The following is a 14,106-nucleotide window of genomic DNA, read 5'->3' on the forward strand; positions in this document are numbered from 1 at the left end:
AACCTGTAAGCCCATCAGGAAGGGATTTCTCATGACACAGGCAGAGGCTTGGAAACTGAGGTCGTCGCGCTATGAGGCTGTTCAATTCAGCCGCGAGATCAACAAGCAGCTCTCCGAGCTGAGACCGGACAACATAACGGGAGCCGCCTATATCGCGAAAGATTACGCTGTCATTACAGCTTGCGCGCTCGCGACGGTCTACGTCTCATGGTGGCTCTATCCGCTCGCTGTTCTTCTGATCGGCGCCTACCAGCGGGGATTGACAACGATCGCGCACGATGCGGCTCACCGCACCCTCGCGAAAAACACGACCTGGAACTATGTCCTTGGCATTCTGTTCGCCGCCTATCCCTTGTTTCAGCGCCACTGGGCTTACCGGATTTCACATGTCTACCAACATCATCCCTATCTCGGCGACCCGGAGAAGGACCCTGATCTGAAGTTCTTCCTGGCCAGCGGCGTCTACGACGTCCAGCCCCCGGGACGCTACGCCTTCAACATGATCTGGAAGCCGATATTGGGTGGCGCGACAGTCGCGTACCTGAAGTATCTCTGGACCAACCGGTTTTCGATAACAGATGCCGACGACGCGAGCCGGTCGGGCATACTTATCGACAAGTATGGCTTCTATCTTTTCTGGACGACCATCTTGGTCGGATCATATGCCCTTGGACTGCTCCACATCGTCGTGCTGTTCTGGATCGTGCCCTATCTCTCCACGTTTCAGGTCCTCGGCTGGTTTATCGAGCTCGCCGAACACTCCCCCATGTGCGAGACGGAGACGCAGAACGTCTATCTAACCCGGAATAGGAAAGGAAACTTCCTCGAGCGAGCCATCTTTGGTCAGAACCTGGATGAATATCACCTCGAGCATCATCTGTCGCCCGGCATTCCGTTTTGGCTCCTGCACAAGGCACAGAAGATTCGAATGCAAGATCCTCATTACGCAAGCGTTGCTGCGACCTGGGGAGGGCTCTTCGTCAAGGGACCCCAAGGTCAACCCAGCGTCATGACTCAACTAAAGGAACGAAATCGACGCCTGTATGAGCAGTCGTTGACCAGCGTCGATACGAAAGAGCAACCAGCTTGACACCGCAACGGAGACTCTCGACCCGAGCCGTCGTGGGCGTCACGTCAAATCGCCTCTTGGTGGATGGCGTGCACCGCGACTGGTTGCGCCGCAAGTATCTGCACGCCCTCGCTCACTATGCCGGCGCGACCTGTGTGATACTGCCGACCATCGATGCTGAGGATGTGAACGCCGATGCCGGACTGGCGATCATGCCCAGATTGGACGGCCTCGTGTTGACAGGAGATGAATCGAACATTGATCCTGCAATCTTGCGCGCGCCCGCTTCCCTTGCGAAGACAAGCGAGCAGGACGTTGAAGGAGGCATCCGCGACCGCCCACGCGACCGGCTGTCGGCGGCGGCCATCGAGAGGGCCGTTGCCTACGGGATGCCGATCTTGGGTATTTGCCGTGGGCTGCAGGAGCTTAACGTCTACTTCGGCGGCACGCTTCACCCGTCGCTTTCGCAGTGGAAGTCCGAAAGTGGTCAGATGCATGCCGAGAAAGCAGATCTTCCAAGGGATCGGCAATACGATGTGGCACATAGCGTAAGGATATGTCCTGACGGCGCGCTCTTTCCGATCGCCGGCGCGATCGAAGCGCAAGTGAACTCCTTGCATAATCAAGGCATCGAACAGCTTGCCGCTGCGCTGAAGCCAGAGGCCTGGGCGTCCGACGGTCTGGTTGAAGCGGCGTCTGTCATTGGCGCGCCGACGCTGCAGATTGGCGTGCAATGGCACCCCGAATGGCACGTGGCAACCGACCGCGTGAGCAAGCACCTCTTCAGCGCATTTGGCGACGCGTGCGCTGCGTACTGCCAAAGCAAGACATACTAGGGGCGGATCGTGAAGTTCCGATCGAAATGCGGCCCTGCGGAGCCGAACGGAGAATCCCGCAGGTCCGGTTCGCCGCAAGCCGCGCCCGGGCTGCTGACCAATCGCTTCGCCGCGGGAGTGGTCTTTGTGGCCCTCTACGTCACCGTGAGTGCCGCAGGTGAGGTCTATGCTGCTTCATATTTCCAGCAGGCAGACGCGGCCATCGCTCTTCTGCTGTCCTTTGGTGTGGTATGTATGACCTTCAACGTCTTGGCTCGCGGGGCAGGCGGACGAGTGGAAGTCACGAAGTCGTCGCTTCCGGTCTTTGTCTCACTCAATTTCGTGACCGCGATAAGCTGGGTTGGGCTGTTCGTCGGACTGACGTACGCCGAACCTGCCATCATCGTCGCGTTCATGGTGGCGTTGGGGCCTTCCGCAACAGTGTGGCTAAACGCGCTGATCAGAAAGCAGGGCATTCCCCCAAGGTCAGATATTGTCGTGAGCCTTCTGATTGCGGTCGTTGGCAGTTACATGATCTGGATTTCGGCGACCGGAAACGCCGGCGTCGCGTGGGGACCTCAATCGTCCTTTGGCATCTTCCTGGCAGTCGTGGCCGGTCTATCGCTTGCCCTTACCAATATCCTCGTGAAAATGCTGTTCGATCGTGGATTCTCCGGTCGTCAAGTGCTGGCCCATCGCTTCTACGGGGCGATCCTCCTGCTGCTTGCGCTGAGCGATCATTCCTCTATCGCGTCGGAGATCGCGCAGCATTGGTGCGCAATCGTAGTGATCGCGCTATCGACAATCATTGTGCCGTTGCTCTTGATACAGGAGGGCATTCGCCGCGTGGAGCCGTTCACGGTGAACATGGTCCTGTCCACGGCTCCGATCATCACATTTTTGTTCCAGTATTTCGACGCTCGCATCGTGCCGTCTTCATACACGTTCGTTGGAAATCTTCTCATCACGGCTATCGCCCTGTGCAACATCTACTTGCAGTATCGGAGATCCGCATGAAGGAACGGCATTGTGTAATAGTGGACGCATATTCAACCGGCCGATACCTGCCGGAGGAGTTCAAGCGGTATGGAATTGGAACGGTGCATGTGATGTCGTCTGCACAGATTCCAGCCATCTTTCGCTCGCATTTCGACGATCGGTTATATGATGATGTCATTCGTCCGAGCGAATGCATGGCTGACGATCGGCTTGTCGAGCATCACCTGCAAGCCCTTAGAGGTCGAGAATTCGACTTCGTGATAGCCGGATGTGAGACAGGAGTTGAGCTGGCCGACTGCCTGTCCGAACGGCTGGGCTTGCCGACGAACGGGACCGCCATGTCGTCTGCAAGACGAGACAAATCGCGCCTGGCTGAGGCGTTGAGGTCTGCAGGGGTACGATCGATCAGTCAACTGGTGTCTGATAATGCGGAGGACGTCATAAGTTGGATGCGTCAGGAACATTTCGACGAAATCGTCATCAAGCCGGTGAACAGCACCGGTACGGAGGATGTATTTTTCTGCGCGACTGATGCGGATGTCCGGCGAGCGTTAAGTGTCATCGTCGGAAAGACGAACCGGGTCGGATCGTTGAACCGCGTTGCCCTTGCTCAGGAGAAGATAAACGGTCAACAGTACACCGTAAATGCAGTCTCGATCGAGGGGGAAACGTTCGTCAGCGAGGTGTGGACCTATGACACCGTTCCCATAAAAGGGGCGGGGTCGGTCTGCTCGCTCGAGCGACTGTTGGGAGGTAAGGAGCCCGTCGTTCAAGAGCTGTCCGACTATTTGGTCCAAGCATTGCAGGCGCTGAAGATCGTCAACGGACCCGCTCATGCCGAGATCTTCGTTGATGATCGGGGAGCGGTTTTGGTGGACTTTGGAGCAAGGCTTCAAGGGACAATGTCGACAAAGGCCCGGACGATGGCTTTGGGTCACAATCATATGACGCTGACTGCGTGGCGCTATGCAGATCCCGTCGGCTTTGCGGAGTATATGAGGCGGCGCGGGCCGTACATGCGGCGCGCTCACGCGCTGTGTGTCTCGCTCATCTCCGATGTGGGCGGTGTTGTTGCTGGATATCCGGGACTCGAGGCAATCCGCGGACTGCCGAGCTTTGCGGACGCGATTGCATTCGTTCCGATTGGGCAGAACCTGGTACCGACGATTGACTTGGCGTCAACACCGGGCATCGTGTATCTCGTCAACAATAACTTGATCCAGCTCGAGGATGACTATCGAGCGTTGCGCGCCATGCGTATGGACCAGGTGTTCGAATTGAAGACGCAAGGACAGCATTGATGTCGGGCGAAGTACGGGGGAGCGCCGCGAATGGAGCCCGTGCGGCAATGATTGGCGTGTGCGACTTTGACGGCGTCCTTCGAGGCAAGCACGTGATGGCCGACGATGTCCTTGATGGAGACAAGCTCATCAAATTCTCGGAGGCCGTGCTCGCCTGGGACTGCGCAGACCAGGTGATCCCGGCGACTGTTACACAAAAGCCGACATCAGCATTCGCAGATGCCGACCTGCGGATTCTCTCACGCACTGGTCGCCCGGTGTCTCCTGATCGTCGTCAGTACCTCTATCTTGCTGAGTTTGTGGGAGCGCATGAGAGCATCTGCCCGCGTGGCGTCTTGCGTAAAGTCCTACGAAGAGCTGCCGATCACGGATATGGCTGCACAGCCGGATTCGAGTTCGAGTTTGTGCTATTCAAGGAAACCGCCGAGACAATTGACGGCAAGCCATTTGACCAATGGACTCCTTTGACGCACGGGCCGTTCGGCTATTCAGTCGCACGCGCCGTCGCACACAATGAGCTGTTCGACGAAATCCGCGTGCTTTGCAAGAACGCTGGAATACCTCTCAGCGGGCTTCATTTTGAAACGGGGCCTGGCGTTATTGAAGCGGCACTTCGCCATTGCGATGCCCTGGATGCTGCCGACCGTGCCGTGATATTCAAGTCGATGATAAAATCGTGGGCGCAGACGCGAGGCCTGATGGCGACCTTCATGGCCAAGGTGTCCGAGAACTGGCCGGGCCAGTCGGGCCATATTCATATCTCGATGTCGTCGGGCGGCGAGAATCTATTCTACGACCGCGAAACCAACCGTAACGTCTCGAAAGCCATGCGTCAGTTCGTCGGCGGACAGCTGAAGTACATGAAAGAGTTTTGTGTGCTCGCCGCGCCCAACGTGAACAGCTATAAACGGCTAAGGCCCGGCTATTGGGCTCCAACCTGCCCGAGCTGGGGGCTCGACAACCGCTCCTGCGCAGTACGCGTCATTCCGGGAGAGCCAGCCGCGCACCGCATCGAATACAGGCTGAGTGGCGCCGACGTGAACCCCTATCTCGCCCTCTCATGTGCTATCGGCTCCGGCCTGCTGGGGATCGAGGAGGACGTTGGCTTGACAGCTCCAGTTGCCGGTGATGCAAGCGCACTAAACTGCGCTGCGGCCGAGCGTCTTCCCCAAGATCTATCGGAGGCGACAGGTCGGTTTGTACAATCTCCAGAGGCGGTTGACCTTTTTGGAGGCGAGTTTGTCGAAGCTTTTTCGTCGTCCCGCCGCTGGGAGTGGGAAGCGGTTCAGCACCGAGTCACTGACTTTGAACGTCAGCGGTACTTCGAAATCATTTAGAGCAGGCAGCACGTACGGTCAGCGAACCAGTCGGACGACGGCTCAAGCGCCGGACGATGCTCTCGTCTGCATCTGAGTGGTTCCGGACAGCTGGTACGACCGCCTGCCTCTGTGCGGCCGTCAGTGTCGGCATAGCGCGGATGCGGATTATTGTTCTGGACACGCGCCCAGGCCGGAGGGCGTTCTGTATCTATGCCTCGGCCGGTTCCGAGTGCCGACGCGAGAGGGATCGTCTTGCCGTCTCCTTGTCGACGGAATCCTTTCCATTATCGCGCTGACCAGCTTGTCCGGATGACGTGTCGGCGAACGCGCGGCCTGGGTCGCACTGAGCGTGCCGAGCGTCATTGGGCCCATGATGTGCCGGCGGCAGGCGCGTCGTTGCGGCATTGTGCCATTCGACGATTGCGCCTTTTCTTCGCATGCTCTTTCCTTCTCTACGCCCAGCCCAGACGACCCCTTGTGTTGGACAACGACGTCCGCCAAGTCTTGCTCTCCAGAGTGTTCAGCGCTCGGACGCACCTGACCTCGTTGGCTCGATCTGGCCGACGACCGGCTGCGCCTCGATCGTCTGAGCCGCAACGCCGGCAATCAAAACTTTCTTCCCCTGGGCTGACGCCCATTCCTCGCGAGACAAGAAAGTTTCTCGCCGGCGTCCTTCGCTGCGCTCCGGCCCAGAAGCGGGTGCGCCGCCGATCGTCGTCGGCCTGTAGATCGCCATCGAGGCTGCGGTGGTCGCGGGCTCGAACAACAGAAGGAGAAGAGACATGGCTAACATCGGTTCTTTCAAGAAGGTCGGCAACGATTTTCAGGGAGAGATCATCACGCTGAGCCTGCAGGCCAAGGGTGTCCGAATCGTCGCCGAGGCCAGCCGCGGAAACGAGAACGCTCCGAGCCATCGCGTCTATGTGGGTCGAGCGGAGATCGGAGCGGCCTGGTCAAAGCGCTCCGAGGAGGGCCGGGATTACCTGTCACTCAAGCTCGATGATCCGTCGTTCAACGCGCCGATCTATGCGAATTTGTTCGACGATGAAGCCGGCGAAGGCTATACGCTGCTCTGGTCGCGGCCGCGCAAGAACGGCGACTGAGGTCGATCCGTCGAAGCCCCGCCCGGTTCATCGGGCGGGGCGCTTCGTTGTTTTGTCCACTGGTCAGCGAGTATCCGTCGTCGCCGGATGACCCGCTCGCATCGACTACTCGATCTGCGCCCGAGGCGCTCGCTCGGCGTCCCATGCGATACAGTTGCGACCGCCAGGGCGATCGCGGTCGCGACTTTGCTATGAATCAGGGCGGGCTGGTTCGCAGCTGGCGTACGCGCCGGCTGTTCGGGGAAACTCCAGATACGCGCGATCTCGGGCGACGGTTCGCCGTCGGCAGCCGACAATGGGCCCCCTCTGTAGTCGTCGTGCTGACTCCCATCGAGGCGCGGCGTGCAATCCCGCCTCGTTCTGAAAACGGTGCAGCTGCATAGCACGATGCCAGCACCGTCTTGAAAACGCTGTCGGTATCCACACTGCTGACGAGCGATCCGGTCATTGCAGGCCACCGTGTTGATCGTTGCTCAGCCAGCCCGATCTCACTCCTGAGCACCTCGACATTCGCCCCGGCCAGCGATGCAGCAAGTTCGGCGCACCCCCTGACATATGATATCGCCAGGCAGCGATCGGCTTCTCGGACAGGGGGCACTCGCGCATCGCGGCTCGTCATTGCAGTCGGCCCAGTCTCCGAATCTGTCAAAATGGTAACGGGATCCAATGTTTGCTGGATTGGCCGCAACTCACTTAGCTGATACTCGAAGGCTGGTTGATTGGCGGACGCGTGCGCTGGTGAGCTGGTTTGTGCACTCGGGGCAACGGCCAGCCGACTTCAATGCTTCGTGGATCGATCTTTATTCTGTCCCCAACGTAGGCCGTTCAAGGTTTCTTCAGTATTCCAGGCGCGGCTTTCGAAAAGCGGACCTGACGGAAAGGAAAGCCATAGAGGCTCAAATTCGTTTGACTGTGGCCGGCTCGACCTCCATCGCTGAGCAGGAGAATGCCGCGCGAATGCAGCATGCGCCGGGTAAACCCCGCCCTTCGGCGCATCTAAAAGCTCCCGTTTGCCCCGTTTCGGTGCGCCCCAGTGGCCAGCGAACAGATGAGAGCGCCGACGGGGCCTGGCACTGATGCAGGGTGGATATGGCTGACTTCCATGAGCTGGACGTAGAGAGCTAGCGCTATCAGCTTGGGGTATCGAAAATCGGCCCCTCAATATTCGGCATCCCGCTCCGAAAACAAGCTCCTCCATAATGACCACACGCACGGCGGCGCTGCCGTGCGCAGCGTGCTGTCATCCAGGAGCTATCTAATGCCCGATCCAATGGCCGGCCTACCCCCACGCTTTCTGCGTACGGCAGAAGCGGCGCGTTATCTCGGCCTGTCCGGTCGCACGCTTGAAAAGCACCGTACATACGGCACTGGCCCGACCTATCGCAAGATTGGCGGTCGCGTCGTCTACGCCTTGGATGATCTGAAAGCTTGGGCCGATCTCGGCTCCCGGACATCAACTTCCGATCCCGGCAAGGGGGCTGTACTGCCGGCCAAGAAGCACCCGACCCTGCGCCCGTATGCGGGACAAGAACGCCGGTGAGCATCGGGGGAGCTTGCGATGCGACTTAAACATCACTCCGAGCGAGACCAACTCCAGCTGTTTCGAGCGCTGCCTGGCGATCTCGCGCCCCGGGACACCCAGGATCTTATGGCGTATCCATTCTTTTCGCTCGCGAAAACGAAGCGGATCGTGCCTATCGATTTCCGCGCCGGCACAATAGCAATTCGCGTTGAAGCCGTGCCGGAGCACGGTATGGCCACCATCTGGGATGCGGATGTTCTGATCTGGGCAGCTTCCCAGATCGTCGAAGCACGCGACGCGGGCTTGAAGACTTCACGCCTCATGGCTGCAACGCCTTACGAGATTCTGACGTTTGCCGGCCGCGGGACAGGCGCGCGAGACTATGATCGGCTGAAGGCGGGCCTCGACAGGTTGCAGTCAACGACGGTGCTGACATCGATCCGTCAACCTGCTGAGCGGCGGCGACATCGTTTTTCATGGATCAACGAGTGGAAAGAAACTGCCGATGCAAACGGGCGCGCACGCGGGCTGGAGTTGATCCTCCCCGATTGGTTCTATGCAGGCGTTATCGACGACTCGCTCGTGCTCACGATCGATCGCACTTACTTCGATCTGACAGGCGGACTTGAGCGCTGGCTTTATCGGCTCGTGCGCAAGCACGGTGGCCGCCAGGTCGGCGGCTGGAGTTTTGACCTTGTGCACCTCCATGCCAAGTCCGGCAGCCTCTCGCCGCTCAAGCATTTTGCATACGACGTACGGCAGATTGTCCAGCGTCAGACATTGCCCGGCTACCGGCTCTTGCTCACCCGCGATCGGACCGGCGCTGAGCGGTTGAAGTTCGCGTGCACCCCGATCGGCCCGCTCACCCAAGGACTTCGCGGGCGCGGTATCACTCCAAACTCGGAGGACGGCCTGTGAATCAGCTCGTGCTATCGGGGACTGCGCCCCTCGTGCTATCGAGGACCGAATCCTCGTGCTATCGAGGACCGAAATCGAGCTCAAGTGCCTGTTTTTCAGCGCTTTGCGGTCGCTGTAACGTTACTAACATACTGACACTAACTTCTTGTTGTGAATCAGTGCGTTGTGAACAAGTCGTGCGCCGCTCTGGTGAGGATGCCTCATGCACGTTCTCTCTCTCGCGCGCCGCCCTTCTGCAATCCGATTCTCCTGTCGAAGCCACGCGTGCCTTCGCAGTCGCACGCAAGCGCTCGCGATCATCAGTATCGACATCGCTGCGTCGTGTTCGTCACTTTCCCTTGCGGCAGCTCACGCGGCGAGAAGAACTCTGCAATATCCGTGGTGGGCACGATGCCCGCAGCATGCCGGAAGCTGCAAAATGGGCACTCACGCTAAGCTGCGCCGTTCGTGATGACCTCAATGAGGGGCTCAAAGCCGCCGGCAACAAAAGTTCCGGTCTCACCCACAGCTCCGCCTCCTCGAAAGACGCCGCTCCGCCGTGGCGGAAGGCGAAGGCCCTCATGGAAGGGGCCGGGTCGCGGAGGTCCTTGAGCGGACGCCGCGACCCGGCGGCGCCTGTTGCCGGCGTCAAACTGGAAGGTCGTGCCGCCGATCCAGACCTTGAGCAGCAGTATGGTGTGCGGCCGCGCCATCAGCGCCGGGCGCTGCAGTTCGGCCAATCGCGGCGGCATCGCGTTTCGGGCGTGGACCAGCGACGCGATAACCGCCTCCGGTTTCTTCTTCCCGGCCATGATCTCGTGCACCCGCGCGTCAAGGCGGTCGACCGAGATCCTGCCGACTTTGAGGCAAAACGGGCGCAACAGGCCGCGGATCATGTTCTCCATGGGCAGCACCCTGCCGAGCATTGCCCTGCGCCGGACCAGCAGCGCCTGCAGGGTCTGTACGTCCTCCGACTTGACGTGCACAGCCCGGAACCAGCCGGTCCGTGCCTGTACGATGTCTTTTGCGTCGTTCCGATCGACAGACAACGGCGGTCGACGAACCGTACCAAGATTTACATCTCTGCCCCGCCGCCGCACTGGTCCGCATCCAGGGCTTCGACGGATAGCGCTTGCCTCCACAACGGAAGAGCTGACGCATGAGCGATCTCACGCAAGTGGAAGTCCTGTGGCTTGAGAGGCGCATCGAAAACCGTATCCGGTTCGGTCGCATCATCGAAGAAAAAAAGGTCGATCGTCACCGCCGTATCCTGTCATTTGCGCCGCACAGCATCTTCGCCTTTGTCCGCTGGACATCGAACGACTTTGGAACGGTCGTCTCACGAATTGACATCTTGCGCGCAGTTGCACCGGGGCAGCGCTGCTCAACCGTACCCTATGTGAAGCCTGGAGGGGAAATCCTGCTACGGCTTTCCGGTTGGCTGAGGGTCGAGCGGGTGTTGCAGATGATTGATGCGATTGAGGCGCTCGACATTGATCCAGCCGATGTTGCTCCTGATCATTGGCATCACGTTCACAACCGCCTCTCTGTGAATGAGAGCCCGCGTCCGTACACGAAAGCGCGACATCAGGCTTGGCTTCACCGGCGGAGAGTCATGCGATGATCAGCAAGCTGAAGATCATGATAGCGATGTGTGGGGCCGCTGCTGCGCTGATAACGACAATGGTGCTCGAATCAAATCCACTCTACATCTGGAACGGGTCTGCGAGTGTCCCGATCGGCCTCTATCGCTTGCGGCCCCTGGAAAAGCTCTTCGTCACGGAGCTGGTCGCCGTTCTGCCGCCGGAGCCGCTCGCGACCTTTCTCGACCTGAACGGCTATCTGCCCTCGGGCGTCCCGATGCTCAAACGCGTGCTAGCGGTTCCAGGACAGACGGTCTGCAGAACCGGACTCACGATTTCGGTCGACGGGATTGCGGTGGGCGAGGCGAGGGATCGCGACAGGCGCGGCCGACCGCTGCCCAAGTGGGACGGGTGCCGCGTGGTCGGGGACGCCGAACTCTTTCTCATGAATTGGCAGTCGGATGATTCACTCGATGGCCGGTATTTTCGTTTTCTGCCCGCATCGGCTGTCATCGGCCGTGCCTTTCCCATGTGGACGTGGGAGGAGTGATCGTGCGTGTTTCATGTGGCCAGCGCGCCATTCCTCTGTTCGATCAATTGAGGGACCATTCCTCCATCCCGACCAATGTCTGCAAGGCCGACGTGCGCAGCGGCGGTCCAGGGCGGCCGAACGGCCGGCGCGAAGCAGCTTTACCCTGGACGGGCGTGAGCACGGTGGCATGCTTGGCTGGGTCGGGAGCGCTCGTCTGGGCTGTCGAGCCGCTGCTGTTCGTTTTCACGGTCTGCGGCAATGCCGCTGTTGCCGGAGAAGAATCTGCTAGCCAGCCAGCCGAGGAACAGGTCAGCAATGCGTTTGCGCTATTCATTGTAGAAGCCTCACAACGGTTCGCAGTGCCCGTGCGCTGGATCAGATCCGTGATCCGGCTGGAGAGCGCCGGCGACGTGCGTGCCAAATCGTCGAAAGGCGCAATGGGATTGATGCAAATCACGCCAAAGACCTGGGCGGATCTTCGTCGGCGGCACGATCTCGGCAACGATCCCTACGACGCTCGCGACAATATTGTGGCCGGCACGGCATATCTGGCGGAACTGCGCGACAGGTATGGCATGCCCGGTGCGCTTGCAGCATACAATGCTGGGCCAGCACGCTACGAAAGGCATCTCGCCGGCGCCCCATTGCCAGTCGAGACTCAAGCCTATGTCAGCCATCTCGCAAATTTGTTGGCAGTTGAGCTCGCTTCCCGTCGCTCCTGTCGCGAGGTCCTTTGGACCACCGCCCCGTTCTTTGTTAGGCGATCGGAACACAAGAGTCGTCCGGATTGGGAGCAGGCTAGAAGCGTCGCGAACGGGGCACTCGCTTCTTCAGGTGTTCACCCTCTATCGTCCATGATTCCCACAGGGACCGGTCTGTTCATCGTGAGATCCGATGTTGGAGGCACACGATGAGCAACTGCGTGAATCGACGAGCGATGGGAAGCGGTAGAGGGAAGTTGGCGGAAACGAGAGGACAGGAGCACGACAGCACGACAGCACGACGGCAAGATAAAAGGGGCTCGCCCGTCAAGCCGCAAGCCATTGTCATGGCATGCGTTCTTCCGTGCCGGCCGGTCGTGACGCGTGCCGCGCCTTTCGAATTCACGAGCAAATTCAAGACTGCCTTCGGCACTCCTGGCTTTCTTGCATCGGCGGAGGACCTGACATGATTGCGCGCGATAGCGATCTCCGCATCCGACCGGGACGAATCCGCAGCACACGGGCGCCAAAGCAGAAGAGCTTCATCAACCAGGTGCTGCGTGCGGCAATGAGGGCTGGCCACACCTCGACTCACGCAGGGGTCTATCGGTGCGCTTCAGGTCGCGGACGCTCGACGTTCGGGCGCGGCCGAACCCATTTCAGCCGTGATCGCCTGTTCAGCCCGACGCGTCGCGTCACAGTGAAAGCGCGCGTGGTGCGTCATCAGGGACGTGCGTTCCGATCTGCGTCGCTGAACGCTCATCTCGTCTATTTGAAGCGCGACGGCGTGAGCCGAAGCGGGCAAGAGGCCGCGATGTTCGATGCGCAGAGCGATCACGTCGATGGTGCTAGCTTCGCTGCCCGATGCAAGGAGGACCGGCATCATTTTCGCTTCATCATCTCGCCGGAGGACGCCAGCGACCTGACCGACCTCAAATCATTCACGCGTGACCTGGCCAAGCATATGGAACCGGATTTAGGCACCCGGCTCGAATGGATCGCCGTCGATCACTGGAACACAGACAATCCTCACATCCATCTGCTTATTCGTGGGGTGGACGAGACAGGCGGCGATCTCGTGATCTCCCGCGACTACATCAGTCGCGGTTTGCGCTCGCGTGCCGAAGAGCTGGTCTCGATTGAGCTCGGACCCAAACCGGAGCACGAGGTTCGCAATGCTCTTGAACGGGAGGTTTCCGCCGAGCGCTGGACGCGGCTTGATCGCGAAATTCGCCTCGCCGCCGATGAAACGGGCTACATCGACCTCCGTCCTGACAATCCTGCTACCTTCGATCCCGAAGTCCGTCGCCTCATGATCGGGCGCCTCCAGCATCTCCAAAAAATGGGGCTGGCCTCCTCGGCCTCCCCCGGCGAATGGATGGTGGGGCTTGAAGTCGAGCGCCACCTCCGCGATCTCGGCATGCGCGGTGACATCATCAAGACCATGCATCGCGCCTATGTGGAGCGTGGGCAAGAGCGCAGCGTTGCCGACTTCGTTATCGAGGGCGAAAAATCTTCAGCGCCGATCCTCGGACGGCTGGTCGGAACGGGACTTCACAACGAGCTGACCGGTGAGGCATATGCGTTGATCGATGCCACTGACGGCCGTGTCCATCACGTTCGTTTTAGAGGTGTTGAGGCCTTCGAACATGCGCCGCCAGTCGGAGGGATTGTCGAGATCCGGGAATTTGGAGCTGCCGAGGAACTGCAGCCGACGCGACTGCTTGCGAACCGATCGGATTTCGACCTCGCGGCTCAGATCAAGGCGCAAGGTGCGACCTGGCTTGACCATCGCCTTGTCGAGCGAGAACCCATGCCACTTGCGCTCAGTGGGTTCGGCCGCGAGACGCGGGACGCGATGCAGGCCAGAGCTGAGCATCTCGCCGCAACAGTGTTAGGAAGACGGCAGGGCCAACGCATCATTTTCCAGCGCGATCTCTTGAATACCTTGCGCCGTCGAGAACTCGATGCAGTCGGATCTAGGATCGCTGCCGAGACGGGATTGCCGCAACGGAAGGCGGCCGTCGGTGAGCAAGTGTCGGGCACGTACCGGCAGCGTGTGACGATGACCTCAGGCCGCTTTGCAATGATCGACGACGGGTTGGGCTTTCAGCTCGTGCCTTGGTCGCGCGAGCTCGAGAAAAGGATCGGCCGACATGTCACCGGTACCGCCAAAGACGCCGGTGGCATCGAATGGAGCTTCGGTCGGAAACGAGATCTTGGACTCTAGTCCGACGTGATCCGGCCCGAACAGAAGTAAGAGCA

At 59.7% G+C, this 14,106-nt stretch carries 14 protein-coding genes; 12 read left to right on the forward strand and 2 right to left on the reverse strand.

Features of this window, described 5'->3' with window-relative positions; translation table 11 throughout:
- Nucleotides 1–31 precede the first annotated feature (31 nt).
- From rtxC to P6U25_RS11365, 5 genes are read left to right on the forward strand one after another with little or no spacing between them, the layout of a single operon-like run.
- On the forward strand, nucleotides 32–1,090 hold the full coding sequence (rtxC, locus tag P6U25_RS11345; protein WP_407151275.1) for a dhydrorhizobitoxine desaturase: 1,059 nt from the start codon (nucleotides 32–34) through the stop codon (nucleotides 1,088–1,090).
- A 32-nt stretch (nucleotides 1,091–1,122) separates the two neighbouring features.
- Entirely contained in the window at nucleotides 1,123–1,905 is a 783-nt protein-coding gene (locus P6U25_RS11350; protein ID WP_280973002.1) for a gamma-glutamyl-gamma-aminobutyrate hydrolase family protein, read from the forward strand.
- Between the two features lie 9 nt (nucleotides 1,906–1,914).
- On the forward strand, nucleotides 1,915–2,901 hold the full coding sequence (locus P6U25_RS11355; RefSeq protein WP_280973001.1) for a DMT family transporter: 987 nt from the start codon (nucleotides 1,915–1,917) through the stop codon (nucleotides 2,899–2,901).
- Complete coding sequence (locus tag P6U25_RS11360) at nucleotides 2,898–4,184, forward strand: ATP-grasp domain-containing protein (RefSeq protein WP_407151276.1); 1,287 nt, start codon at nucleotides 2,898–2,900, stop codon at nucleotides 4,182–4,184. The genes P6U25_RS11355 and P6U25_RS11360 overlap by 4 nt, the downstream gene beginning before the upstream one ends.
- Nucleotides 4,184–5,521 carry a glutamine synthetase family protein gene (locus tag P6U25_RS11365; protein WP_407151277.1) on the forward strand — a complete coding sequence of 446 codons (1,338 nt, stop codon included), beginning with the start codon at nucleotides 4,184–4,186 and terminating at the stop codon, nucleotides 5,519–5,521. Before P6U25_RS11360 ends, P6U25_RS11365 begins: the two co-directional genes overlap by 1 nt.
- A gap of 502 nt (nucleotides 5,522–6,023) precedes the next feature.
- Here the strand turns inward: P6U25_RS11365 and P6U25_RS11370 are convergent.
- Nucleotides 6,024–6,287, reverse strand: a complete 264-nt coding sequence (locus P6U25_RS11370; protein ID WP_280972998.1) for a hypothetical protein — start codon at nucleotides 6,285–6,287, stop codon at nucleotides 6,024–6,026.
- On the opposite strand from P6U25_RS11370, the gene P6U25_RS11375 reads away from it, so the two are divergent.
- The 3 genes from P6U25_RS11375 to P6U25_RS11385 all read left to right on the forward strand — a co-directional run bounded on the left by P6U25_RS11375 (nucleotide 6,286) and on the right by P6U25_RS11385 (nucleotide 9,046).
- Nucleotides 6,286–6,606 carry a DUF736 domain-containing protein gene (locus tag P6U25_RS11375; RefSeq protein WP_280972997.1) on the forward strand — a complete coding sequence of 107 codons (321 nt, stop codon included), beginning with the start codon at nucleotides 6,286–6,288 and terminating at the stop codon, nucleotides 6,604–6,606. The two genes, P6U25_RS11370 and P6U25_RS11375, sit on opposite strands and share 2 nt — an antisense overlap.
- A 1,258-nt stretch (nucleotides 6,607–7,864) precedes the next feature.
- Nucleotides 7,865–8,146 (forward strand): AlpA family transcriptional regulator, encoded by a 282-nt coding sequence (locus P6U25_RS11380; protein WP_280972996.1) that lies wholly within the window; start codon nucleotides 7,865–7,867, stop codon nucleotides 8,144–8,146.
- An 18-nt stretch (nucleotides 8,147–8,164) separates the two neighbouring features.
- Nucleotides 8,165–9,046 (forward strand): replication initiator protein A, encoded by an 882-nt coding sequence (locus P6U25_RS11385; protein ID WP_280972994.1) that lies wholly within the window; start codon nucleotides 8,165–8,167, stop codon nucleotides 9,044–9,046.
- Nucleotides 9,047–9,477: 431 nt separating this feature from the next.
- Here the strand turns inward: P6U25_RS11385 and P6U25_RS11390 are convergent, their stop codons facing one another.
- Nucleotides 9,478–10,125, reverse strand: coding sequence for a hypothetical protein (locus P6U25_RS11390; protein WP_280972993.1), 648 nt, complete (start codon nucleotides 10,123–10,125; stop codon nucleotides 9,478–9,480).
- A 59-nt stretch (nucleotides 10,126–10,184) separates the two neighbouring features.
- Here P6U25_RS11390 and P6U25_RS11395 point away from each other — a divergent pair, with 59 nt between their 5' ends.
- The 4 genes from P6U25_RS11395 (at nucleotide 10,185) to P6U25_RS11410 (ending at nucleotide 14,071) form a co-directional block, all read left to right on the forward strand.
- Nucleotides 10,185–10,649, forward strand: a complete 465-nt coding sequence (locus P6U25_RS11395; RefSeq protein ID WP_280972992.1) for a DUF2840 domain-containing protein — start codon at nucleotides 10,185–10,187, stop codon at nucleotides 10,647–10,649.
- Nucleotides 10,646–11,158: a S26 family signal peptidase gene (locus P6U25_RS11400; protein ID WP_280972990.1), complete on the forward strand. Its 513-nt coding sequence runs from the start codon at nucleotides 10,646–10,648 to the stop codon at nucleotides 11,156–11,158. Before P6U25_RS11395 ends, P6U25_RS11400 begins: the two co-directional genes overlap by 4 nt.
- A complete protein-coding gene (locus P6U25_RS11405) occupies nucleotides 11,155–12,054 on the forward strand; it encodes a lytic transglycosylase domain-containing protein (RefSeq protein WP_280972989.1) in 900 nt (299 codons plus the stop codon). Before P6U25_RS11400 ends, P6U25_RS11405 begins: the two co-directional genes overlap by 4 nt.
- Before the next feature lie 253 nt (nucleotides 12,055–12,307).
- Nucleotides 12,308–14,071, forward strand: a complete 1,764-nt coding sequence (locus P6U25_RS11410) for a relaxase/mobilization nuclease domain-containing protein (RefSeq protein ID WP_407151278.1) — start codon at nucleotides 12,308–12,310, stop codon at nucleotides 14,069–14,071.
- Nucleotides 14,072–14,106 lie beyond the last annotated feature (35 nt).

This window comes from Bradyrhizobium sp. ORS 86 (assembly GCF_045571475.1).
GTDB lineage: Bacteria > Pseudomonadota > Alphaproteobacteria > Rhizobiales > Xanthobacteraceae > Bradyrhizobium.

What these genes read in the sequence shown, in the direction of transcription:
- rtxC (WP_407151275.1), top strand. Translation starts at nt 32, where the DNA reads ATGACACAGGCAGAGGCTTGGAAACTGAGGTCGTCGCGCTATGAGGCT.
- P6U25_RS11360 (WP_407151276.1), top strand. Translation starts at nt 2,898, where the DNA reads ATGAAGGAACGGCATTGTGTAATAGTGGACGCATATTCAACCGGCCGA.
- P6U25_RS11365 (WP_407151277.1), top strand. Translation starts at nt 4,184, where the DNA reads ATGTCGGGCGAAGTACGGGGGAGCGCCGCGAATGGAGCCCGTGCGGCA.
- P6U25_RS11375 (WP_280972997.1), top strand. Translation starts at nt 6,286, where the DNA reads ATGGCTAACATCGGTTCTTTCAAGAAGGTCGGCAACGATTTTCAGGGA.
- P6U25_RS11370 (WP_280972998.1), bottom strand. Translation starts at nt 6,287, where the DNA reads ATGTCTCTTCTCCTTCTGTTGTTCGAGCCCGCGACCACCGCAGCCTCG.
- P6U25_RS11380 (WP_280972996.1), top strand. Translation starts at nt 7,865, where the DNA reads ATGCCCGATCCAATGGCCGGCCTACCCCCACGCTTTCTGCGTACGGCA.
- P6U25_RS11385 (WP_280972994.1), top strand. Translation starts at nt 8,165, where the DNA reads ATGCGACTTAAACATCACTCCGAGCGAGACCAACTCCAGCTGTTTCGA.
- P6U25_RS11395 (WP_280972992.1), top strand. Translation starts at nt 10,185, where the DNA reads ATGAGCGATCTCACGCAAGTGGAAGTCCTGTGGCTTGAGAGGCGCATC.
- P6U25_RS11400 (WP_280972990.1), top strand. Translation starts at nt 10,646, where the DNA reads ATGATCAGCAAGCTGAAGATCATGATAGCGATGTGTGGGGCCGCTGCT.
- P6U25_RS11410 (WP_407151278.1), top strand. Translation starts at nt 12,308, where the DNA reads ATGATTGCGCGCGATAGCGATCTCCGCATCCGACCGGGACGAATCCGC.